Here is a 21,545-nt window from a genome sequence, read left to right on the forward strand (position 1 = left end):
CGGCGATGCCCCCGACCGATCGGCCGGGGGCATCGCCGCGTCAGCGGCTCACTCCCAGCGGTACCCCTCGCCGCGGACCGTCACGATGCGGTCGGCACCGAGTTTGGCGCGGAGGTAGCGCACATAGACGTCGACGACGTTGGAGCCCGGATCGAAGTCCAGGCCCCAGACCCGGCTGAGCAGTGCCTCGCGGGTGAGCACGTCGCCGGAATGGCGCAGGAACTGCTCGGCCAGGGCGAATTCGCGCGAGGACAGCTCCACCTCGCGGCCGTCGACGGTGGCGCGGCGAGCCAGGATGTCGAGGGTGACACCGCCGCGCGTCAGCGAGGTCGGTGCGCTCGCGGCGCTGTCGCGCAGGCGCGACCGTACGCGCGCCATCAGCTCGGCCACGGCGAAGGGCTTCGGGACGTAGTCGCTCGCCCCGGCATCCAGCCCTTCGATCGTGTCGCTCGTGCCGCTGCGCGCGGTCAGCATGATGACGGGGGTCGTGTGTCCCGCGCCGCGCAGCTCGCGGAGGACGTCGAAGCCGTCCATCGTGGGCAGCCCGACATCGAGCACGATGAGGTCGATGTCGCCCGCGAGCGCGATCTCGAGGGCGTCCGGGCCGTCGTCCGCGCCGACGGCCTCGTAGCCCTCGGCATGCACGGCGCGCGAGACGAGCGAGACGATGTGCGGCTCGTCGTCGACGATCAGGATGCGGGTCATTCAGTGGCCTCTCGCTGCAGCAGGACCTCGCCGGCGCGGATGGGGGACGGCAGCGCCCCGCTGGTGCCGATCGGGATCTCCAGGGTGAACGTAGCACCGCCGCCGGGGGTGTCCGCGACGGCGCAGTGACCGCCGTGCGCCTTCGCGATCGCATCGACGATCGCGAGTCCTAGTCCGGAGCCTCCGACGCGGCGCTTGCCCGTTCCACGGTCGAAGCGGCGGAAGATGCGGTGCCGGACGGCCGGGGGGATGCCGGGGCCGTGATCGCGGACCCAGAGCTGGGCGCCGGCGGCGTGGAGCGCGCTGCCGATCTCGATGGCCGTGCCGGCGGGCGTGTACTTGGTGGCGTTGTCGGCGAGCTGCAACCACGCCTGCAGCAGCCGATCGCCGTCGGCGCGGATGACGCCGTCCGCGGTCTGCTCCACACGCCACGTGTGGTCGCCGATCACACCGACCATCTCGAAGACGCGCTGGGTGAGGGCGGCGAGATCGACATCGCCGCGGGAGAGCTGCCCGCCTTCGACGGCCGCCAGGACGTCGATGTCGCCGATGAGGCGGGTCATGCGGTCGAGCTCTGCCATGCCGAGGGAGCGGATCGCCTCGACGTCGTCGGGGTCGGCGGCATCCATCATCTCCAGGTGACCGCGCACGATCGTGATGGGGGTCTTCAGTTCGTGGCGCACGTCGTCGAGCAGCCGGCGCTGCGTCTCGAACGCCCCCTCGACCGTGTCGCCCGCCGGCACCGACGCGACGGTGCGCCGCTCGAGGACGGCCCATCCCACGACCCCCACGCCTGCCAGAGCCGGGACGGCAGCCGCGACCCAGACGAGGGCGGTCCATCCCGCCGCCTCGGGGGCGGTCAGCAGGACGACGACGAACGCCGCCGCACCCGCGCCGACGAGGCCCGCCGCAGCGACCGCGAGAAGGATCCCGAGTCCCGGCGTGCCCCGTCGCGGTGGTGCGGCGGCGCTGTTCACGCTCCGATTATCAACCAGGGTGGGTCATCGAGAGGAGGTCGAGCTTCTCATCGAGCTGTTGCTCGGTGAGCTCGCCCCGCTCGACGTACCCGAGATCGATCACGGCGTCGCGCACCGTGATGCCCTTGGCGACCGAGTGCTTGGCGATCTTGGCGGCGGCCTCGTATCCGATGAGCTTGTTCAGCGGGGTGACGATCGACGGCGACATGCCCGCGTAGGCGGCCGCGCGCTCCTCGTTCGCCTCGAGACCGGCGACGGTCTTGTCGGCGAGGACCCGCATCGCGTTCGAGAGCAGTCGGATCGATTCGAGGAGGGCCGTGCCCATCACGGGGATCGCGACGTTCAGCTCGAAGGATCCGGATGCCCCCGCCCACGCGACCGTGGCATCGTTCCCGATGACCCGCGCGGCGACCATGAGGGTCGCCTCCGGGACGACCGGGTTGACCTTGCCGGGCATGATGGACGAGCCCGGCTGCAGGTCGGGGATGTGCAGCTCGCCGAGACCGGTGTTCGGACCCGAGCCCATCCACCGGATGTCGTTGTTGATCTTCGTCAGCGACACGGCGATGGTGCGCAGCGCCCCGGAAGCCTCGACGAGACCGTCGCGGTTCGCCTGCGCCTCGAAGTGGTCCTTCGCCTCGGTGATCGGCAGCTCGGTCTCGGCGGCCAGCAGCGCGATGACCTTCTGCGGGAACCCGAGGGGCGTGTTGATGCCGGTGCCGACGGCCGTGCCGCCCAGGGGCACCTCGCCGACCCGGGGGAGCACCGACTGCACGCGCTCGATGCCCAGACGCATCTGGCGGGCGTAGCCGCCGAACTCCTGGCCGAGGGTCACCGGGGTCGCGTCCATCAGGTGGGTACGGCCGCTCTTGACGACGCTCTTCCAGGCTTCGGCCTTCTGCTCCAGCGCCACGGCGAGGTGATCGAGCGCGGGGATCAGGTCGTCGATGAGAGCCTGCGTCACGGCGATGTGGACGGAGGTGGGGAACACGTCGTTCGAGGACTGCGACGCGTTGACGTGGTCGTTCGGGTGGACGGTCGATCCGAGCTTGCGGGTCGCGAGCGTCGCGAGGACCTCGTTCATGTTCATGTTCGACGAGGTGCCCGAGCCGGTCTGGTAGGTGTCGACGGGGAAGTGCTCGTCGTACGCGCCGGTCACGACCTCGTCGGCGGCCCAGGCGATCGCGTCGGCGATGGCGCCGTCGAGGGTGCCGAGCTCCTTGTTGGCGAGGGCGGCCGCCTTCTTGATGCGCGCCAGGGCGGCGATCTGGGTCGACTCCAGGCCGGAGCCGGAGATCGGGAAGTTCTCGACGGCGCGCTGGGTCTGCGCGGCGTAGAGGGCGTCCTTGGGTACGCGCACCTCGCCCATCGTGTCGTGCTCGATGCGGTACTCGGTCGGCTCAGTCATGGTCGTTCACGTCCTCGTATCAGGTGACTGTCGTGCGGGAAGGGGATGCTCAGGCGACGTCGCCGACGACCACGTCGGGGATCGCGGTGCCGTCGGCGAGTCGGTAGTTCGCGCCGACGATCGCGACGCGACCCTCGGCGACCGCCTCGCTGATGAGTTCGGATGCCCGGAGGATGCCGGCGACGGTGTCGCGGAGGTGCTCGCGGCCGACCTCTTCGGCATCCACCGTCTCGGCTGTCGTCCCCGCGTGCGCCGTCAGGACGCGGCGGACGGCGGGGACGATGGGCGCGACCTGGCGCCAGATGTTCGCGGGCAGCACGGGCGCGTCGACACCGGTCGAGTCGATCGCGGCGCGGACGGCGCCGCACTCGTCGTGGCCGAGCACGACGATCAGCGGCACGTTGAGCACGGCGACGGCGTACTCGAGACTGCCGACGACCGAGTCCGAGACGACCTGGCCGGCGTTGCGGATGACGAACAGATCGCCGAGGCCCTCGTCGAAGATGATCTCCGCCGCCAGGCGAGAGTCCGAGCACCCGAAGAGCGCGGCACTCGGTCGCTGCGCGTGCGCGAGTTCGTGGCGGCGTTCGGCGTCCTGACGAGGGTGCCGCGGCTCACCGGAGACGAAACGCTTGTTCCCTTCCAACATCGCCGTCCAGACGTCTGCGGGGGTCGTCGTGCTCAACGGAGTTCCTCTCTCAGGGTGCGGATCTGGTCGCCGAGGCTCTCGGCCACCGTCGCGGCCGCGCCGCGGTCGGTCGACGCGGCCAGGCCGATGACGACGGTGTCGGTTCCTGCCGTGGTGGCGAGGGCGTAGTCGATGGTGTCGACCGCGCTCGGGAGGTCGTACACGTCCCACTCGATGCCGTCGATCGTCGTCGTGCCGGTGGGGGCGTAGCCGCCGAGCTGTCGTGCGACCCACCCCTCCGGCGGCGAGAAAGCCTGCGTCACCTCGACGTACCCGGTCGCAGGGGCGTACACGACGCGCCACTCTCCGCCCTCGACCTCTGCCGAGTTCACGCGCCAGGCGTCCGGCGCGGTCGGGACGACCACGCCGTGTCCCGCCGTGCGCTCGGCCGCCGCGGCCGCCGCCGGGACGTCGGCCTCGGGGGTCTCCGCCGGGGTTCCGCGGGGCACACCGAGATAGACCACCGCCATGATGCCGACGCACACGATGAGGGCCGCGATCAGGTTGCGGAAGGTCTTGCTGGACCGGTAGCGCGCGGATGCCGCGGCCTTGCGAGCGGCCGTCTCCTCGGGCGTCTCGGGGCGCCCGAGCTCCGCGACGATGCGGGGCCGAGCCATCAGGGGACGGTCCCGCCGTCGGGACGCGCCTCGTCGAGGCGTCGCTTGGCGCCCAGCAGCCATTCCTCGCAGCGCGCCGCGAGCGCCTCGCCGCGGGTCCAGAGGGCGAGGGACTCCTCGAGGGTCGGCGACCCCTGTTCGAGCTGGGCCACCACGTGCACGAGTTCATCGCGGGCCTGCTCGAAGGTGAGGGTCGACACATCCCCCGCGTCGGTCGTCATGGCTCCCATCCTAGATCGCGGCGGATGGAGCGTCCGCCGAGGACTCCGCCACCTCGCCGGTCGAGTGCGCGGCGAACGAGCCGCGCCCGACTGTGACGACCACCTCCGTGCCGCGGGGCGCCTGCCCGGCGTCGCGGACGATCGCGCCGCCCGACAAGTGGGCGATCGCGTACCCGCGGTCGAGCGTCGCACCGGGGGAGAGCGCACGAAGCGAAGCCCGCAGCTCGGCGGTCGTGCGAGCCGCGGCATCCCACCGCCGTCGCATGACGTCGCGCCCCCGGGAGGACAGCGCGACGACCTCCTGCGCGCGTCCCGTCAGCATCGATTCGGGATCGCGCAGCACGGGTCGCGAGCGCAGCTGCGCGAGCGCGGCGATGTCGTGCGAGACGCGCTGGGTGAGCCGCGTGCGCGCGCGGCTGCGCAGCTGCTGCACGAGGGCACGCTGCTCCGACACGTCGGGGACCACGCGCTTGGCGGCATCGGTCGGGGTCGAGGCGCGCAGATCGGCGACCTCATCGAGGAGCGGATGGTCGTTCTCATGCCCGATCGCCGAGACGATCGGAGTGGATGCCGCAGCCACCGCCCGGACGAGGCGCTCGTCACTGAAACCCAGCAGGGACTGCGGGTCGCCACCGCCGCGGGCGATGATGATGACGTCGACCTCGGGATCGGCGTCGAGGGTGCGCAGCGCGGCGAGGGTCTCGGGGACGCATCGGTCTCCCTGCACGGCGGCGTAGACGGTGCGGAAGGCGACGTGGGGCCAGCGCAGCTCCGCGTTGCGGTGCACGTCCTTCTCGGCGTCGCTGCGCTCACCTGTGATGAGCCCGATCACGTGGGGGAGGAAAGGGAGCGGCTTCTTGCGTGCCGGATCGAACAGGCCCTCGGCGCGCAGTGCGGCGCGCAGCCGCTCCAGTCGCTCGAGCTGGTCGCCGAGGCCGGTGTGACGCATCGCCGAGACCGTGAAGCTGAAGTCGCCCGTCTTGGTGAAGTAGTCCGCCTTGACGCACGCGACCACGCGGTCGCCGACCTTCAGATCGTCGGGCGTGCGCTGCAGCGTCGAGGACCACATGCGGAAGGAGAGCATGCCGTCGCCGCCGGCATCCTTCAGGCGTCCGAACACGTGACCGCCGCGCAGGTTCCAGGCCGTGATCTCGCCCTCGACCCACACCGAGCCCCACTTCTGCACGAAATCGCGGATCGTCTCGTTGAGGCGGGAGACCGAGGTCGGCGTGTCGGGGGAGGAGTCCCGCGGATGCACCGCATCCGGCGGCGCCGCCGCGCCCGGCTCGGTCTGGAAAGTCGTCACGGACACCCATCTTGCTGCACACGTCCCCCACTCCGTCGGGGGTTCGTACAATCAAGGGGTGACCTCTCCCGCCGTTTCGCTGCCGATGCCCCGTATCCCGGGAGCCCGCGGGCGGCTCGTCGACCTCCCCGTCCAGGGTTCCAAGCGTGTTCTGCTCGCCGCTCCCCGCGGCTACTGCGCCGGGGTCGATCGTGCCGTCATCGCGGTGGAGAAGGCGCTCGAGCGGTACGGGGCGCCCGTCTACGTGCGAAAGCAGATCGTCCACAACATCCACGTCGTGACCGAGCTCGAGTCCCTCGGCGCGATCTTCGTGGACGAGGTGGATGAGGTCCCCGAGGGGTCGCACGTCGTCTTCAGCGCGCACGGCGTGTCTCCGGCGGTCGTCAACGCCGCCGCCGACCGAGGACTGCAGGCGATCGACGCCACCTGCCCCCTCGTCACCAAGGTGCACCGCGAGGCCGTGCGTTTCGCACGGGACGATTTCGAGATCCTGCTCATCGGGCACGACGGGCACGAGGAGGTCGAAGGAACGGCGGGCGAGGCGCCCGATCACGTCACCGTCGTCAACTCGCCCGAGGAGGCCGACACGGTCGTCGTGAAGGACCCCGACAAGGTCGTGTGGCTGTCTCAGACGACGCTGTCCGTCGACGAGACGATGGACACCGTCCGCCGACTGCGCGAGCGGTTCCCGAATCTGCAGGACCCGCCGTCCGACGACATCTGCTACGCGACGCAGAACCGCCAGGTCGCGATCAAGAAGGTCGCGAAGGATGCCGACCTCGTCATCGTCGTCGGTTCGGCGAACTCCTCCAACAGTGTCCGGCTCGTCGAGGTCGCACTCGAGTACGGCGCGAAGGCGGCGTACCGCGTCGACTACGCGCACGAGATCAAGCAGGAGTGGCTGGACGGTGTCGAGACGGTCGGTGTGACCTCCGGCGCCTCAGTGCCCGAGGTGCTCGTGACTGAGGTGCTCGAGGACCTGGCCGGCGCCGGCTACCGCGACGTCGCCGAGGTGAAGACGGCGGAGGAGGACCTCATGTTCTCGCTGCCGAAGGAGCTGCGCCAGGACCTCGCCGGACGCCGCGACGATCGCGCCCTCGGGGGACGGAACCGGTCGTGAGCGACGACCCCCGGCCGCGACCGCAGTACGGGGAGTACGCGACGCCCGAGCAGCAGCGCGCGGCGATCCGTCAGCCCGAGCCGGAGTCGGAGCCGGCGGCGTCGTTCGACCCGCCGCATCCGCCCACGGCACCCGCCACGACCGTGGCCGCCCGGCCGACGCGGATGGCCGACCGCATCATCACGGTCGCGTTGCTGGCGTACGGGTTGGTCACCGTCGTCGGCGCGATCCCTCAGCTGGTGGATTTCAGCTCCTTCGCCGACACCTGGATGGAGGTCGCCGGCGTCGACGGCGAGTTCACGAACACGGCGCAGGGCGCCCTCTGGGGCGGCGTGGGCGCGGCTGTCTTCGCCGTCGGCTGGGTGCTCACGGCGGCCTGGGCGTGGTGGTCGTTGGCCCGCCGACGGGTCAGCTGGTGGATCCCTCTCGTCGGCGCGATCGTGACCTTCGTGATCGTGAGCGTCTGTCTCGTGATCCCGATCTTCGGGGATCCCGGCCTCGTCCGCGGCCTCGCGTTCGGTTCGTAGCACCTGGTACTTTTACGGCTGCTGCGGGTGTTCCCTCGCGTGCATCATCTCGGGAGGGGAATCGTGACCGGCACACCCCGGAGGATCGCCTCCACGACCGCTGCCCTGGCGGCCACGATCGGCCTGTTCTTCGCGGCGGGTCCCGCGACTGCGGCGCCCACGACGGCGCCGACATCGACGGCCACGACGGCGACACCGTCGCCGACGGCCACGCTCACCGCGGGCACGGTGAGTGTCGCGGGGACGCCCGCCGTCGGCGCGAAGCTCAACGCCTCGGTCGCCGGCTTCGGCCCGGCCCCCGTCGCGGTCGCCTACCAGTGGCTGCGCGGCGGTGCGGCACTCGCCGGCGCGACGGCCGCGTCCTACACCGCGGTCGCCGCAGACGGCGGTGCGACCCTGTCGGTGCGGATCACGGTGACCAAGGCCGGTTACGCCCCCCTCACGCGCGCGAGCGCAGGCGTCGTCGTCGGGCGTGTCATGACCCCGCCGTCCTCCGTGACCGTATCCGGGGCGGGAACGGTCGGTTCCACCCTGACGGCGTCACCCGGCACCTGGGCCCCCGCAGGCGTCGCGCTCGGCTACCAGTGGCTCCGCGGCGGCACCCCGATCGCGGGAGCGACGGCGCGGACCTACCGCCTGGTGGGCGCCGATGCCGGCGCCACCGTCTCGGTGAGGGTGACCGGAACCAAGGCGGGATACACGACGGTCGCCCGCACCTCGGCCGGCATCGGTGTGCTCGCCACCTTCACCGCGACACCCACCCCGACCATCAGCGGGACGGCGGCCGCCGGCAAGGTCCTCACGGTGAGCCCCGGGTCGTGGGGTCCCATTGCGGATGAGCTGCGGGTGCAGTGGCGGGTCGACGGCGGTGCCGTCGACGGTGCGACGGCGACCAGCTGGGAGGTCCCGACATGGGCCGCCGGACGCTCCGTCAGCGTGTCGGTCACGGCCGTCAAGAAGAGTTACCGGAGCGCGACCACGACCTCGGCGGGAAAGACGGTCGCCTGGTCGCTCGGGTCGGTCATGACCCCGGGCACGACCCTGCGCCCTGGGGTGCAGTTGACCTCGCCCGATGGCCGCTACACGTTCGGTTTGCGCGGCGACGGCAACGTCGCACTGACGCGCGACTACACCCTCCAGCGCACCGCCCGGACGACCGGGACGCTCGACGGCACCCTCCTTTTTTCCGGCGACGGGGAACTCCTCCTCCTCGACGAACGTGGCGTCTCGGTCTGGTCCTCGGCGACCGCCGGGCTAGAAGTGAGAGCCGCGACCCTCGACAACGACGGCGTCCTGCGCCTCGTCGACGCCGAAGGCGAGGATGTCTGGACGAGTGCGGCCATGTCCGCCCAGCCGGGCGCCACGGCGGCCGGGCCGTCGGTACCCGGCCGGTACGGCTGGGCGTACCCGCTGCGCCCGAAGGGGACGTTCACGACGTACTCGGGCCACAGCGGCGACGACATCGCCGCCCCGACCGGCACCCCTGTCTACGCGATGCGCGGAGGGACCGTCTCGGTCCGCGAGGTGTGGATCCGGACGGGCTGCCCGTCCTGGGCTCCCAACAACACGAAGCAGAAAGAGGTCGTCGTGACCTCGACGGTGGACGGGATGCGGCTCGAGCAGGTGTACGCCCACCTCAGCGCCTTCTCGGTGAAGACCGGACAGACCGTCGCTGCGGGCCAGCGTGTGGGCTCCGTCGGTTCGACGGGATGCTCCACCGGCCCCCATCTGCACACCGCCTTCACCGTCGACGGGGTCAGGTACGCCCTCTATCCGCGGGATGTCCTGGGTACTTCGGCGTACTGAGTCCGCATACGACGGAGCCCCGGTCCGTTCGGACCGGGGCTCCGTCGTGACTGCTGTCGGGGTCAGGCGCCGAGCGACTTGCCGGCCGAGCCGAGCTGCTGCGTCGCGGCGACGACCCGCTCGGCCATGGCGGATTCGGCGACCTTGCCCCACGCGCGCGGGTCGTACTGCTTCTTGTTGCCGACCTCGCCGTCGAGCTTCAGCACGCCCTCGTAGTTCGAGAGCATGTACCCGGCGACCGAACGCGTGAAGGCGTACTGGGTGTCGGTGTCGATGTTCATCTTGACGACGCCGTTGCTCACCGCGAGGGCGATCTCGTCGTCGGACGAGCCGCTGCCGCCGTGGAAGACGAGGTCGAGAGGCTTGGGTCCGGTGCCGAAGCGCGCCGCGATGCCCTCCTGGATCTCGCCGAGGAGCTCGGGGCGCAGCTTCACCCCGCCCGGCTTGTAGACGCCGTGGACGTTGCCGAAGGTCAGGGCCGAGATGTAGCGACCGTTCTCGCCCAGGCCCAGGGCCTCGACGGCCTTCGTCACGTCGGCGACGGTCGTGTAGAGCGCGTCGTTCGACCCTTCGTGGGCGACACCGTCCTCCTCGCCGCCGACCACGCCGACCTCGATCTCGAGGATGGCGCTGATGTTCTTCATGCGGGGGAGGAGCTCCTGCGCGATCTGGATGTTCTCGTCGAGCGGCACGGCGGAACCGTCCCACATGTGCGACTGGAAGATCGGGTTGCGGCCGGCCTTGACCTCGGCCTCGGAGGCCTCGATGAGGGGCAGGACGAAGCCGGGAAGGGCATCCTTCGGGCAGTGGTCGGTGTGAAGCGCGACCGTGATCGGGTAGTTCTTCGCGACCTCGGTGACGTACTTCGCGAAGGCGAGGGCACCGGTGGCGCGGCCCTTGACCGTGTGGCCGGCGAAGTAGTCGGCACCGCCGGTGGTGACCTGGAGGATGCCGTCGGAGCCGGCCTCGGTCAGGCCCTGGAGGACCGCGTTGATGGTCTGCGAGCTCGAGACGTTGATCGCGGGGTAGGCGAATCCGCCTGCCTTCGCGCGATCCAGCATGTCGGCGTACTGGTCAGGGGTGGCGACGGGCATGTGAGCTCCTCGGGAAGATGTGTGGATTCAGCCCAACTCTATCGAAGGCACCGCGTCGCCTTCGCGGGTCGGGCGGCTCGTGCACGCCACAGGTGCGGTCTCTTCACGGGGAGAAAGATTCGCGGTTCCTTCGCCCCGGCGGCGACGGAATGCGGCGGCGCCGCCATCGAGCGGACCTAGGCTGAGCGCATGGTGAGTCTGACTGCCGACATGAGTCCGCTGCATCCCGACCGCAACCTCGCGCTGGAGCTCGTCCGCGCGACCGAGGCGGCAGCGATCCGATCCGTTCCGTTCATCGGGCGCGGCAAGAAAGAACTCGCCGACGGTGCGGCCGTCGACGCGATGCGGGCCTTCCTCACCACGGTCAACTTCGACGGCGTGATCGTGATCGGCGAGGGCGAGAAGGACAACGCCCCCATGCTCTTCAACGGGGAACGTGTCGGAACCGGGCGTGGACCCCAGTGCGACATCGCGGTCGATCCCATCGACGGCACCACGCTGACGGCCGAGGGCCGCAACAACGCCCTGTCCGTGATCGCCGTCGCGGACCGCGGCGCCATGCTCGACGCCTCATCCGTCTTCTACATGGACAAGATCGTGACCGGTCCGGCGGGCGTCGGCGTGGTCGACATCCGTCTGCCCATCGCCGAGAACATCCGCCGGCTGGCGAAAGCGCTCGACAAGCCCGTCGACGAGCTGGTCGTCTCGGTCCTGAACCGACCGCGTCACGCGAAGCTCATCGAGGAGATCCGAGAAGCCGGCGCCGGGACGCGCCTGATGAGCGACGGCGACGTCGCCGGCGGCATCAACGCCGCGCGCCACAACGCGCCCACCGACATGTGCTTCGGCGTCGGCGGCAGCCCCGAAGGCATCGTGACCGCGTGCGCGATCAAGGCGCTCGGCGGCCACATCCAGGGCCGGCTGTGGCCCCGCGACGACGGCGAGAAGCAGCGCGGGATCGACGCCGGACTCTCCCTCGACGACCACGTCTACGAGGCCGACGATCTCGTCCGCGGCAACAACACCCTCTTCGTCGCGACGGGTGTCACCAACGGAGAACTCGTCGCCGGCGTACGGCGGGTGGGGGATTTCGTGTACACCGAGAGCGTCGTCCTCCGCGGCGCATCGGGGACGCTCCGGCGCATCTCCTCGGAGCACCTCACGTCCAAGTGGCTCTGACGCGGTCGCGATCGGGCGGGCGATAGCGGACACGCGCGCTGAGCGTCAACCCAGGATCGGGGACGACCCCTCTGGCACAATGGTGCGTGGTGTCAGCTGTCCCCGGCACTCGCCGCCGCCCCCAGGAGCTCACATGTCGACCGCATCCAGCGACCCGCGTACGGGCCAGCTCTCGCTGACGGGTCACCTCCCCGTCACGCCGACCGGGCAGATCCCGATCGTCGGCCAGGCCGCCGGCGGTGTGCGTCCCGTGACGGCTCCGATCCCCGTGGTCGACGACCCGGCACGGCGTCCCGATGTGCTGCTGCGGCGTCGGATGCCTCCCGGGCACGAGGTGAACGCCTGGTGGCTCATCGGCGCCTTCCTCGCGGTGTCGATCGGCGTCGTGGGCCTGATGACCTTCTTCCCCTCCTGACGCCTCACTCCTCCGAGAGACGCCCGCGCACCTCGCCCAGATCGGCGGGCTGCATCTGCGCTTCGAGCAGTTCCGGCGCTGTCAGCCGACGGGTCGTCGCATCGATCGGCGCCGGTGACGGCAGCGCCTCGAGCTGCGTGTCGTCGATCCCCGGAAAGCGTCGGGCGCTCACGAGGACACGGGTCTCGAGCGATCCGGCGAACCGGTTGTAGCTGTCGACGGTGCGCTCGATCGCGCGCCGGAGGTCGTCGGCGTGCCCGGCGAGGGATCCGAGCCGGTGGTACAACTCGTTGCCGAGGTCGAAGAGCCGACGGGCCTCGGTCGAGACATCCTGCTGCGTCCACGTGTAGGCGACGGTCTTGAGGACTGCCCACAGGTTGACCGGCGAGGCGAGGGCGACGCGTCGGCCGAACGCGTACTCGAGCAGGGTCGGGTCGGCCTCGAGGGCCGCCGCGAGCAGCGACTCGCTGGGGATGAAGCAGACGACGAACTCGGGGCTGGACGGCATCCCGGCCCAGTACCTCTTCTTCGCCAGGGCGTCGATGTGACCGCGCACGGCGGCGACGTGCCGGGCGAGGAGCCTGCTGCGCCGTGCCGCCTCCTCGCCGACGGCGGTCACCGGGATGGCGCTCGCCTCGAGGTACGCGTCGAACGGTGCCTTCGCGTCGACCGCCAAGGCCTTGCCGCCCGGGAGTCGGACGATCATGTCGGGCCGGCCGCCCCCGGCATCCGTCGAGATCGAGGCCTGCGTGTCGAAGTCGACGTACCGCGTGAGACCCGCCGATTCGACGATCCGGCGCAGCTGCGTCTCGCCCCAGACGCCGCGGGCGCCGTTCGAGCGCAGGGCACCCGCGAGCGATTCGGTGGTCGCCCGCAGCGCCTCGTCGGACTCCTGCGCGCGGCGCAGCTGCTCGGCGAGCGACCCGAACTGCTCCTGCCTGTCGCGTTCGAGGTGGTCGACCTTCTGCTGCATCGCCGTCAGGGTCTCCTGCACGGGGGCGAGGGCGCGCAGCACCGTCTGCTCACGGCGCTCCCGCTCGTCGCGCGCCGCCTGCTCGGCGTGGATGCGCGCGGTGACGTCGCGGTGGAGCGCGCGCTGCTGGTCGAGCTGCAGCTGCAGGGCGTCGCGTGCGGCCTCCGCCGCGGATGCCCGGGCCTGCAGCGAGGCGCGCCGACCCGCCTCGCGGGCCGACACGAACGCGCCCGCGGCGAGGGCGCCCGCGGCGAGGCAGATCACGGCGAGAAGGACGGAGAAGGCGGCATCCATGTCAGTCATGGTGCCTGAGGGGTACGACATCGGGGCGGTGCCGCGCGCACCACGTTCGTCTCAGGCGGCGGCGGCCTTCGCCGGAGCGGGGATCTGCGGGATGCGGACCCCGAGCAGCATCGCGAGCTCGACGAGATCGCCCGCACCGGCGCGTGCCGCGGCGTCGATGACGATCTGTGCGCACGCGAGCGCGTCGGCGGTGGCGTCGTGGTGTGCGAAGTCGAGGTGACCGGCTGCGGCCGCGACGAACGGGAGGCGGTAGGACGGCAGGTCGTACGTCTTGCGTGCGACGTGCAGGCTGCAGAGGTACCGGGCTTCGGGAGCGAGGTGACCCGTCACCTCGCAGGCGGTGCGGAGCACGCGCATGTCGAAGCCGGCGTTGTGGGCGACCAGGATGTCATCGCCGATGAAATCGAGCAGGCGCGGGAGCTGCTCCGGCCACGTCGCCGCGGCCGCGACGTCGCTCTCGCGGATGCCGTGGATGCCGACGTTGATCTCGAAGAAACGGTCGTGCCCCTCGGGCGGCCGGATCAGCCATCCCTCGGATGCGACGACCCTACCGCCTCGCACCCGGGCGAGCCCCACGGCGCAGGCGGAGGCGTTGGAGGGATTCGCCGTCTCGAAATCGATCGCGGTGAAGTCCAAGGCCATGCCCTCACCCTCGCCGCAGGGACGGCGGGCTCCGCGGAGGCGCGCCGCCGGTGGCGCGGACCCGTCGGGCGCGGAGCCGCGCGACCGCCGCGTAGAGTGGATGCCCGTGGCTCTCACCATCGGAATCGTCGGACTGCCCAACGTCGGCAAGTCCACCCTCTTCAACGCCCTCACCAAGAACGACGTGCTCGCGGCGAACTACCCGTTCGCGACGATCGAGCCGAACGTCGGGGTCGTCAACCTGCCCGACCCGCGCCTGGACACCCTCGCCGAGATCTTCTCGTCCGAGCGGATCCTCCCCGCGACGGTGTCGTTCGTCGACATCGCCGGCATCGTGCGCGGCGCCAGCGAGGGTGAGGGCCTCGGCAACAAGTTCCTCGCGAACATCCGTGAAGCCGACGCGATCGCGCAGGTCGTCCGCGGGTTCGCCGACGACGACGTCGTCCACGTCGACGGGGCCGTGAACCCGAAGAACGACATGGAGACCATCAACGCGGAGCTCCAGCTCGCCGATCTCGAGACCCTCGAGAAGGCGATCGTGCGGTACGAGAAGGAGGTGCGGGGCAAGAAGCTCGACCCCGCCGTCCTCGAGACGGCCAAGGCTGCGCAGGAGGCCCTTCAGCGCGGGGAGCTCCTCTCGGCCTCCGGACTCGACCTCGGGCCCGTCCGCGAACTCGGACTCCTCAGCGCCAAGCCGTTCATCTTCGTCTTCAACGTCGACGAGGCCGTCCTGACCGATGCCGCCCGCAAGGCGGAGCTCGCGGCCCTCGTCGCGCCCGCCCAGGCCGTCTTCCTCGATGCGAAGATCGAGTCCGAGCTCGCCGAACTCGACCCGGAGGATGCCGCGGAGCTGCTCGCCTCGACGGGGCAGGACGAATCCGGCCTCGACCAGCTCGCCCGGGTCGGCTTCGACACGCTGGGCCTGCAGACCTATCTCACCGCCGGCCCCAAAGAGGCACGCGCGTGGACGATCGGCAAGGGCTGGAAGGCGCCGCAAGCGGCGGGGGTCATCCACACCGACTTCGAGAAGGGCTTCATCAAAGCCGAGGTGATCTCCTTCGAGGACCTCGTGGCGACCGGCTCCGTGCAGGAGGCGCGCGCCAAGGGCAAGGCGCGTCTCGAGGGCAAGGACTACGTCATGCAGGACGGCGACGTCGTCGAGTTCCGCTTCAACAACTGAAGGACCCTCCCATGTCACAGATCCAGCGCCAGGTGTTCGACGCCGAGGCTCGTGCCATTCCGTTCATCGACGAAGGTGAGGGCCCGGTCCTCGTCCTCGTCCCCGCCCAGGGTCTCGACGTCGCCTATCTCGGGGGGCTCGCGAGCATCCTCGAGGAGGAGGGCTTCCGGATCGTCCGGATCGGGTCGCGCCGGCCCGGTGCGGATCCCGTGTCGATGCACGACCTCGCCGAGGACGTCGTGGACGTGCTCGATTCCCTCGGCATCGGTGCGGCGTGGATCGGCGGCCACGCCTTCGGCGGCGCCGTCGCGCGCACGGTCGCGCTCGATCACCCCGGCCGGGTCAGCGGTGTGCTGCTGCTCGGTGTCGAGGCGACCCGGGCGCTGCCCGACGACGCGGCCCGGGCCCTGCAGACGGTGTTCGCCACGCCGGTCGACGCCCCCGACGACGAGGCGGTCCGGACGCTTGTGGGGCCGGGCATCGACCTCGCCCTCGCGTGGGACGTGTTCGCGCGCTCGCGCGACCTCGAGGTCGAGGACCTGCAGAGCGCCGCTCTCGCGTCGACCCCCGCGGGGGAGTGGGCGGCGCTGGCAGCCTCCCTGCCGGTCTTGATCATCCAGGGCGACGAGGACGCGATCACCCCGCCGACCAACGGCGACGACCTCCAGGCGACTGCGGCGGACCGCACGAGTGTCGTCCGTCTTCCCGGTGCCGGGCACCTCTTCCCGATGACGCACCCCGGTGAGACGGCCTTCCAGATCGAGGACTACCTCGGCTGGGACTGATCAGCGGATGCGTCTGAGCGTCTCGCTCGGCTGCTCGCCGAACTCCTCCCGGTAGTGCTTCGCGGAGCGCGGCAGGTGGGCGAAGCCCCACCGCCGGGCGACCTCCGCGACCGTCGCCTCCGCCGGTTCGGCTTCGACGAGCTCCCTCCGCACGGCGCGGAGCCGTGCCGTCCGGACGTACGCGGCCGGCGTCGTGTCCCGCACGCGGGCGAACGCCGACTGCAGTCCGCGGACGCTGAGCCCCGCCGCGTGTGCGATGTCGCCGACGCTGAGCGGCTCGCCGAGGTGCTCCTCGATGAACGCCGTCGCTCGGCGGACGGCATCCGATCCGGCTCGGCTGTCGGCACGATCCGCGGTGGAGCGGATGTCGAAGGCGTGCGCCGTGGCCGCGAAGACGGCGTCCACGGCGGCCTGGCGGATGAGGGGATTGTGCAGCAGTTCCCTGTCGCCGAACACCCGTGTGACGTGATCGATCGTGAGATCCCAATGACGTTGCAGCTGGGGGGAGACCGCGGCCGTCCCTCCGACGTGCAGCGCGGACTCGTCGAAGCCCGCGAAGGCGCCGAGGGCCGACAGATCGAGACTGACGAGATCGACCGCCACGTCCTCCGACCACGATTCGGCTCGACCCGGTCGGATCAGGAACGGGCGGCTCGCGTCGACCTCCTCGCCGTTGGTCACGGCACGGAGCGAGCCCGCGCGACGGCGCGCGATCCCGATGCCGCCCGAGATGCCCGACTCGAAATGCAGGTGGGGCGCGATCGTGAACGAGCTCAGCAGCAGACGGTCATCGCCGACGGTGCGCTGGCGGAGGTGGAACGGTGCACCGATCTCGCGGATCTCGACGTCGGATGCCAGCTGAGCGAGGGCGGCCCGCGCGCCGCCGGCATCGGTCGCGCTGACCGTGTGATCGCGGACGCCCGCGTCGAGGTCAGCCCTCACGCGGCATCCTTCCGCCGGCACCCGAGCGCATCAGCCGGTTCGCTCCGGTGAGCCGACGCCGGCGGCCGCTGCGCCCTGCGGTTCGGGCACGAGATAGAGCCCGGACGGTGAGTTCGCGACGTAGCTCAGCGCGTCGAGCCAGGCAGGGTTGAGGCTCGGCTGTCGGCTCCCGAAGTACTGGAAATTGAGGTCTGCGCCGGGGTGGAGCCAGACGACTTGACGGCCCTCCCCGATGCTCTGGTCGTTCCGCCACATGAAGGTGAACGCCTCGCCGCGGCGTAGCTTGGTCGTGATGACGACCTGGAGGTGGGCGAGGATGCGATCCTCGAACTCCACACGGATGCGCTCGTTGTAGATGAATTTTCCCACGGGACTCCTTCTGCGCCGGAGTATCCATTATGCGCACGCATATCCGTATCGCGCACGACAGCGCGCCGGCCTGGCGTCCTCGTGTGGCCGTAGAGTGGTGAGGAGGGCGCCGGTGCGAGGAGACCCATGAGCGTGCTCGAGGAGCACTTCCGTTCAGCGGACGTCGGCGAAGCCGAGGAGTACATCGGTCGCAGCTACGGCAAGGTCCAGCTCGATGCCGACGATCTCGTGTTCGACGAGTCGAGCATGGGCGACGAGCGGTTCGATCTGCGGCGACTGCACGTCGGGGGCGGATACCGTGCGTCGTGCGATCTGGAAGCGGTCATCGTCGTGCAGAGCGCGGACCGGTACGAGTGGGAGGTCGGCGGCGTCCGCGGCACCGCACACGCACCGGTACTCTTCCAGCCCGGCACGCTGCACTGCCGGCTCCAGGACGCGCGTGTCCGGGTGGTGGCGCTGCCCGTTCATGAGCTGACGTCCGTCGCCCGAACCGTGTACAACGACGACACCTTGACCCTGTCGTTCGCCGGCCCTTCGGCGTCGTCCCGGTCCCTGTCCGCCGTCTGGCAGTCCGCCGCAGCGATGGCGTTCGATGCGCAGCCGCTGCTCGCCAACGACCTCGTCCGCGCGTCCGTCTTCCGCTCTCTCGCGGTCTCCACTCTCGAGGCCTTCGCCGTAGTCGACGACGCCCGCGTCCGACGCGAGACGGTCGAGCAGCAGCAGAACGCCTACCGCGCGGCGGTCGCCTTCCTCGAGGATCACGCGTCCCTGCCCATCACGATCGACGATGCTGCCGCGGCCGCCGGCGTCGGCTCGGCCGCCCTGGCGCGCGCATTCCAGACCCATTCCCTCGCCGGGCGCACGCCCGCTGAGCACCTGAGTGCGGTCCGATTGGATGCCGCGCACGCCGACCTCGTCCGATCGCCCATCGGCGGCTCGGCGACCGTCGGCGGAATCGCCGCGCGATGGGGGTTCACCGAGGACGCCTTCATCCGGCGCCACCTCCAGGCCTATGGCATCACACCGGGCGAGCTGCTGGGGTTGTGAACCGCTGCCTCAGTCCTGGTCGGCTTCGGGCTGCCCCGGTCCGGGGCCGGGGCGCGCCACGGCATCGTCGGCGATGTCGATGCGCGTGACACCGTCATGCTCGCTGACGAGCACCTCATACTCGGCGCTCGGCGCGCCTCGGTCCTCGGGACGTTCCACTCCCACGTATTCATCCGTCATGATCGGTCCTCTCGTCGTGTCGCCCCAGCACCGTATCGCCCCCAGCCGTGGTGCCCGCCTGCCTTGTGCTGCCCTCGCTCTGCGGCTAGCGGGCGGCTCGGACCTGTCGCATAGGCGAGCACGGCAGACTCGAGGCATGCGTGCCCTCTGGTCTCTCCCTGCCGCCGTCCGCGCCGCCCTCGTCGGCATCGTCCTCGCACTGGCCGCGGTCCTCACCGTCGCGCACCCCGCCGCGGCGCACGACGAGCTCGTCGGCAGTTCGCCGGACGCCGGTGGCGACCTCGCCGAGGCGCCCGCAGAGATCACCCTCACCTATTCGGCGGCCATCATGACCGAGGGGGCGACGGTCGCCGTGTTCGATGCCTCGGGCCGTGATTGGGCGGAAGGCGACCCCGTCATCGACACCAACACGCTGACCCTTCCGCTCGCCGCCGGTCTGCCGGCAGCCGGATACGTCGTCGAGTGGCGTGTGGTCTCCAGCGACGGTCACCCCATCAGTGGGACCGTCCCGTTCACGGTCGGCGGTGGCGCTCCCATCACCTCCGACGACGTCGCCGGTGCGTCCGCCCCCGAGGACGACGGCGCGGTGGTCCCGGTCGTCGTGGGCTCGGTGATCGCGGTGGTCGTCGTGGCGATCTTCGTGTGGGTCGTCCTGTCGCGTCGCCGGTCGGGCGGGGCCGAAGACTGAGACAGCGGATGCCGCACGTCCGCGTGTGTGCGGGCGTGCGGCATCCGCTCGATCAGACGGTCTGCGCGGCGTGCCGGCCTTCGGCGATCTCCTCGACGAGCTTCGCGTCGAAGGCGGGGAGGTCATCGGGCGTACGGCTCGAAACGAGCCCCGCGTCCACCACGACCTCCTCGTCCTGCCAGGTCGCGCCGGCGTTGACGAGGTCCGTGCGCAGACTGGGGTAGCTCGTGAGCGTCCGGCCGCCCAGGACGTCGGCTTCGACGAGCAGCCAGGCGGCGTGGCAGATGGCGCCCACCGGCTTGTGCTGCGCGAAGAAGTCGCGCGCGAACCGGACCGCGGCCTCGTCGAGGCGCAGGTCGTCGGCGTTCACGACACCGCCGGGGAGCACGAGCGCGTCGAAGTCCGCAGCCTCCGCATCGGCCGTCGTCGCATCGACGGGCTGTTCGTGCCCGTTCTTCCCCGTGATGGTGCCGGCAGCGGGTGCGACTAGGACCGCCGTCGCACCGGCATCCGTCACTGCCTGCCACGGCGAGGTCAGCTCGCTGTCTTCGAATCCGTCGGTCGCGACGAACGCGACACGCTTTCCGCTGAGGGTTCCGTTCGAGGTGCTCATGCCCGGAACGCTACGCCGCCAACGCACGCGGCCGACGGGCCTTGACCGCGGCCCGGACCGGGTTTATGCGGCGTAGGCTGATCGTCATGGCCACCTCGAACCTGCCGACCCCGACCCTGCAGCCCGTCGCCACGACGCCGGACACCGCGGACGAGAAGCCGGCTCTGCAGATCCTCGACCAGGGCGCCTCGTGCTGCGGCGGAGGCGCCTGCAGCATCGACTGACGCCCGCGATCCGGACTCAGAGGCCGGGATCCGGCGATCAGTGGGCCGCAGGCAGCGGCCCGTCGGCGTCGTCCTGTTCGGCCGGCTTGCGAACGAAGAGAGCGAGCGCGACCGCTGCGGTGGCGACGATCGCACCGACGAGGAATGCCGCGTGGACCCCGTCGGCCTTGGCCAGGACCTCGTCGCTCCCGTCGGCGACGGCACCGGCCGTGACGACGGTCATGATCGCGACGAAGACCGCGGTGCCGGCGGCGCCGGCGACCTGCTGCAGTGTTCCCACCGTCGCTGAGCCGTACGGGTAGAACCGGCGGGGCAGCGAGCCGAGCGCAGAGGTCATGAGCGGTGTGAAGGTCAAACCGAGGCCGAGGCTCAGCGTGAGGTGCACCGCGACGACGAAGGCGACGCCGGTGTCCGGACCGAAGACCGTCATCCCCCACAGGGCGGCGGCGGCCAACACCATCCCCGGGATCACGAGGGGGGTCGGCCCGAAGCGGTCGAACGCGTTCCCGACGAACGGTGCCATCGCCCCCATGAGGATGCCGCCGGGGAGTAGGACGAGGCCCACCCCGAGGACGTCGAGGCCGAGGACCTGCTGCAGATAGATGGGAAGCAGGATGATGGACCCGAACAGCGCCATGAAGACGATGACGACGAGCACGATCGCGAGCGAGAACGCGCGCGTCTGGAACGTGCGGAGGTCGAGGAGGGCGCTGTCGCTCTTCTGCAGGTGAAGCTGGCGCAGGACGAAGAGCACGAGCGACACGGCGCCCACGGCGAGGGGGATCCAGGCGGGCACCGGAGAGTGCCCGGAAGCCGACTCGCCGATCGCGCTGAACGCGTAGATGAGCCCGCCGAACCCGAGGGCGGAGAGCGGCACCGAGAGCACGTCGAAGCGTGCGTCGGGTCGCGTGGTGGTGACGTTCTTGACCCAGACCGCTCCGAGCCCCAGGGCGAGGAGGGCGATGGGCAGCATGACCCAGAAGATCGCATGCCAGGTCAGCGTCGACAGGATCACGCCCGAGACCGTCGGGCCGATCGCCGGTGCCACCGCGATGACGACGGAGATGAGGCCCATCATCCGTCCCCGGTGCGACGGCGGAACGATGTTGAGCACCGTCGTGAACAGGAGCGGCAACATGATCGCCGTGCCGCTGGCCTGCACGATGCGTCCGGTGAGCAGGAAGCCGAAGCCGGGCGCGAGCGCGGCGATGAGCGTGCCCGCGGCGAAGAGACTCATCGCGGCGAAGAAGACCGAGCGCAGCGGGAAACGCTCGAGCAGGTATCCCGTCAGCGGGATGACGACGGCCATCGTCAGGAGGAACCCGGTGGTCAGCCACTGACCCGTGGCGACGGTGATGTCCAGGTCCGCGACGATGTCGGTGAGAGCGACCGACATCGTCGTCTCGTTCAAGATGACGACGAATGCGGCGACGACGAGCAGCGCGATGACCGGACCGGTCTTGGCGGGGCGCGCGGCGGAGGTGACGGCGGGGGTGGAAGCGGTGTCCGAAAGGGGCACGGGGATCCTTCGAGTGG

At 70.7% G+C, this 21,545-nt stretch carries 25 protein-coding genes; 10 read left to right on the plus strand and 15 right to left on the minus strand.

Going from position 1 to position 21,545, the window contains the following annotated elements; genetic code table 11:
- Positions 1 to 48: 48 nt before the first annotated feature.
- The 7 genes from ACIGEP_RS03400 to xseA are packed head-to-tail and all read right to left on the minus strand — an operon-like array spanning position 49 to position 5,928.
- Entirely contained in the window at positions 49 to 705 is a 657-nt protein-coding gene (locus tag ACIGEP_RS03400; protein WP_396660219.1) for a response regulator transcription factor, read from the minus strand.
- On the minus strand, positions 702 to 1,682 hold the full coding sequence (locus ACIGEP_RS03405) for a sensor histidine kinase (protein WP_396660220.1): 981 nt from the start codon (positions 1,680 to 1,682) through the stop codon (positions 702 to 704). Before ACIGEP_RS03405 ends, ACIGEP_RS03400 begins: the two co-directional genes overlap by 4 nt.
- Positions 1,683 to 1,692: 10 nt before the next feature.
- Complete coding sequence (locus ACIGEP_RS03410; protein WP_396660221.1) at positions 1,693 to 3,090, minus strand: class II fumarate hydratase; 1,398 nt, start codon at positions 3,088 to 3,090, stop codon at positions 1,693 to 1,695.
- 49 nt (positions 3,091 to 3,139) lie between these two features.
- Positions 3,140 to 3,739, minus strand: coding sequence for a carbonic anhydrase (locus tag ACIGEP_RS03415; protein ID WP_396661005.1), 600 nt, complete (start codon positions 3,737 to 3,739; stop codon positions 3,140 to 3,142).
- 32 nt (positions 3,740 to 3,771) lie between these two features.
- On the minus strand, positions 3,772 to 4,395 hold the full coding sequence (locus tag ACIGEP_RS03420; protein WP_396660222.1) for a DUF4245 family protein: 624 nt from the start codon (positions 4,393 to 4,395) through the stop codon (positions 3,772 to 3,774).
- Positions 4,395 to 4,616, minus strand: coding sequence for an exodeoxyribonuclease VII small subunit (locus ACIGEP_RS03425; protein WP_396660223.1), 222 nt, complete (start codon positions 4,614 to 4,616; stop codon positions 4,395 to 4,397). The genes ACIGEP_RS03420 and ACIGEP_RS03425 overlap by 1 nt, the downstream gene beginning before the upstream one ends.
- A gap of 10 nt (positions 4,617 to 4,626) precedes the next feature.
- Entirely contained in the window at positions 4,627 to 5,928 is a 1,302-nt protein-coding gene (gene xseA, locus ACIGEP_RS03430; protein ID WP_396660224.1) for an exodeoxyribonuclease VII large subunit, read from the minus strand.
- 79 nt (positions 5,929 to 6,007) lie between these two features.
- Between xseA and ACIGEP_RS03435 the strand changes: the two genes are divergently transcribed.
- From ACIGEP_RS03435 to ACIGEP_RS03445, 3 genes are all read left to right on the plus strand, one after another.
- Entirely contained in the window at positions 6,008 to 7,042 is a 1,035-nt protein-coding gene (locus ACIGEP_RS03435) for a 4-hydroxy-3-methylbut-2-enyl diphosphate reductase (protein ID WP_396661006.1), read from the plus strand.
- Positions 7,039 to 7,569: a DUF6264 family protein gene (locus ACIGEP_RS03440; protein WP_396660225.1), complete on the plus strand. Its 531-nt coding sequence runs from the start codon at positions 7,039 to 7,041 to the stop codon at positions 7,567 to 7,569. Before ACIGEP_RS03435 ends, ACIGEP_RS03440 begins: the two co-directional genes overlap by 4 nt.
- Positions 7,570 to 7,632: 63 nt before the next feature.
- Positions 7,633 to 9,375, plus strand: a complete 1,743-nt coding sequence (locus tag ACIGEP_RS03445) for a peptidoglycan DD-metalloendopeptidase family protein (RefSeq protein WP_396660226.1) — start codon at positions 7,633 to 7,635, stop codon at positions 9,373 to 9,375.
- 62 nt (positions 9,376 to 9,437) lie between these two features.
- Here the strand turns inward: ACIGEP_RS03445 and fbaA are convergent, their stop codons facing one another.
- Positions 9,438 to 10,469, minus strand: coding sequence for a class II fructose-bisphosphate aldolase (fbaA, locus tag ACIGEP_RS03450; protein WP_396660227.1), 1,032 nt, complete (start codon positions 10,467 to 10,469; stop codon positions 9,438 to 9,440).
- 189 nt (positions 10,470 to 10,658) lie between these two features.
- Here fbaA and glpX point away from each other — a divergent pair, with 189 nt between their 5' ends.
- Together glpX and ACIGEP_RS03460 are read left to right on the plus strand one after the other, a co-directional pair.
- Positions 10,659 to 11,648, plus strand: a complete 990-nt coding sequence (gene glpX / locus ACIGEP_RS03455; protein ID WP_396660228.1) for a class II fructose-bisphosphatase — start codon at positions 10,659 to 10,661, stop codon at positions 11,646 to 11,648.
- 133 nt (positions 11,649 to 11,781) lie between these two features.
- Positions 11,782 to 12,063 (plus strand): hypothetical protein, encoded by a 282-nt coding sequence (locus ACIGEP_RS03460; RefSeq protein ID WP_396660229.1) that lies wholly within the window; start codon positions 11,782 to 11,784, stop codon positions 12,061 to 12,063.
- 4 nt (positions 12,064 to 12,067) lie between these two features.
- On the opposite strand, the gene rmuC is transcribed toward ACIGEP_RS03460, so the two are convergent.
- Both rmuC and ACIGEP_RS03470 read right to left on the minus strand, forming a co-directional pair.
- Positions 12,068 to 13,330 carry a DNA recombination protein RmuC gene (gene rmuC, locus ACIGEP_RS03465; protein WP_396661007.1) on the minus strand — a complete coding sequence of 421 codons (1,263 nt, stop codon included), beginning with the start codon at positions 13,328 to 13,330 and terminating at the stop codon, positions 12,068 to 12,070.
- Positions 13,331 to 13,390: 60 nt separating this feature from the next.
- Positions 13,391 to 13,981: a 3'-5' exonuclease gene (locus tag ACIGEP_RS03470; RefSeq protein WP_396660230.1), complete on the minus strand. Its 591-nt coding sequence runs from the start codon at positions 13,979 to 13,981 to the stop codon at positions 13,391 to 13,393.
- A gap of 106 nt (positions 13,982 to 14,087) precedes the next feature.
- On the opposite strand from ACIGEP_RS03470, the gene ychF reads away from it, so the two are divergent.
- The gene (gene ychF, locus ACIGEP_RS03475; protein WP_396660231.1) at positions 14,088 to 15,161 is read left to right on the plus strand and encodes a redox-regulated ATPase YchF; all 1,074 of its coding nucleotides are present in this window, start codon (positions 14,088 to 14,090) and stop codon (positions 15,159 to 15,161) included.
- A gap of 11 nt (positions 15,162 to 15,172) precedes the next feature.
- Positions 15,173 to 15,946: an alpha/beta fold hydrolase gene (locus tag ACIGEP_RS03480; RefSeq protein ID WP_396660232.1), complete on the plus strand. Its 774-nt coding sequence runs from the start codon at positions 15,173 to 15,175 to the stop codon at positions 15,944 to 15,946.
- Here the strand turns inward: ACIGEP_RS03480 and ACIGEP_RS03485 are convergent, their stop codons facing one another.
- Positions 15,947 to 16,888: a helix-turn-helix domain-containing protein gene (locus ACIGEP_RS03485; protein ID WP_396660233.1), complete on the minus strand. Its 942-nt coding sequence runs from the start codon at positions 16,886 to 16,888 to the stop codon at positions 15,947 to 15,949.
- A 30-nt stretch (positions 16,889 to 16,918) separates the two neighbouring features.
- Positions 16,919 to 17,257, minus strand: a complete 339-nt coding sequence (locus ACIGEP_RS03490) for an ATP-dependent DNA ligase (protein ID WP_396660234.1) — start codon at positions 17,255 to 17,257, stop codon at positions 16,919 to 16,921.
- 126 nt (positions 17,258 to 17,383) lie between these two features.
- Here ACIGEP_RS03490 and ACIGEP_RS03495 point away from each other — a divergent pair, with 126 nt between their 5' ends.
- Positions 17,384 to 18,304, plus strand: a complete 921-nt coding sequence (locus tag ACIGEP_RS03495) for a helix-turn-helix domain-containing protein (RefSeq protein WP_396660235.1) — start codon at positions 17,384 to 17,386, stop codon at positions 18,302 to 18,304.
- 9 nt (positions 18,305 to 18,313) lie between these two features.
- On the opposite strand, the gene ACIGEP_RS03500 is transcribed toward ACIGEP_RS03495, so the two are convergent.
- Complete coding sequence (locus tag ACIGEP_RS03500; protein ID WP_396660236.1) at positions 18,314 to 18,484, minus strand: hypothetical protein; 171 nt, start codon at positions 18,482 to 18,484, stop codon at positions 18,314 to 18,316.
- A 136-nt stretch (positions 18,485 to 18,620) separates the two neighbouring features.
- Here ACIGEP_RS03500 and ACIGEP_RS03505 point away from each other — a divergent pair, with 136 nt between their 5' ends.
- The gene (locus ACIGEP_RS03505; RefSeq protein ID WP_396660237.1) at positions 18,621 to 19,172 is read left to right on the plus strand and encodes a copper resistance protein CopC; all 552 of its coding nucleotides are present in this window, start codon (positions 18,621 to 18,623) and stop codon (positions 19,170 to 19,172) included.
- 52 nt (positions 19,173 to 19,224) lie between these two features.
- Here ACIGEP_RS03505 and ACIGEP_RS03510 read toward each other — a convergent pair whose 3' ends face one another.
- Positions 19,225 to 19,785, minus strand: coding sequence for a type 1 glutamine amidotransferase domain-containing protein (locus ACIGEP_RS03510; RefSeq protein WP_396660238.1), 561 nt, complete (start codon positions 19,783 to 19,785; stop codon positions 19,225 to 19,227).
- Positions 19,786 to 19,871: 86 nt separating this feature from the next.
- On the opposite strand from ACIGEP_RS03510, the gene ACIGEP_RS03515 reads away from it, so the two are divergent.
- Entirely contained in the window at positions 19,872 to 20,009 is a 138-nt protein-coding gene (locus ACIGEP_RS03515) for a hypothetical protein (RefSeq protein WP_396660239.1), read from the plus strand.
- A 37-nt stretch (positions 20,010 to 20,046) separates the two neighbouring features.
- On the opposite strand, the gene ACIGEP_RS03520 is transcribed toward ACIGEP_RS03515, so the two are convergent.
- Entirely contained in the window at positions 20,047 to 21,528 is a 1,482-nt protein-coding gene (locus ACIGEP_RS03520; RefSeq protein WP_396660240.1) for an MDR family MFS transporter, read from the minus strand.
- Positions 21,529 to 21,545: the final 17 nt, after the last annotated feature.

The sequence above is a fragment of the Microbacterium sp. NPDC077663 genome, assembly GCF_044542795.1.
GTDB lineage: Bacteria > Actinomycetota > Actinomycetes > Actinomycetales > Microbacteriaceae > Microbacterium.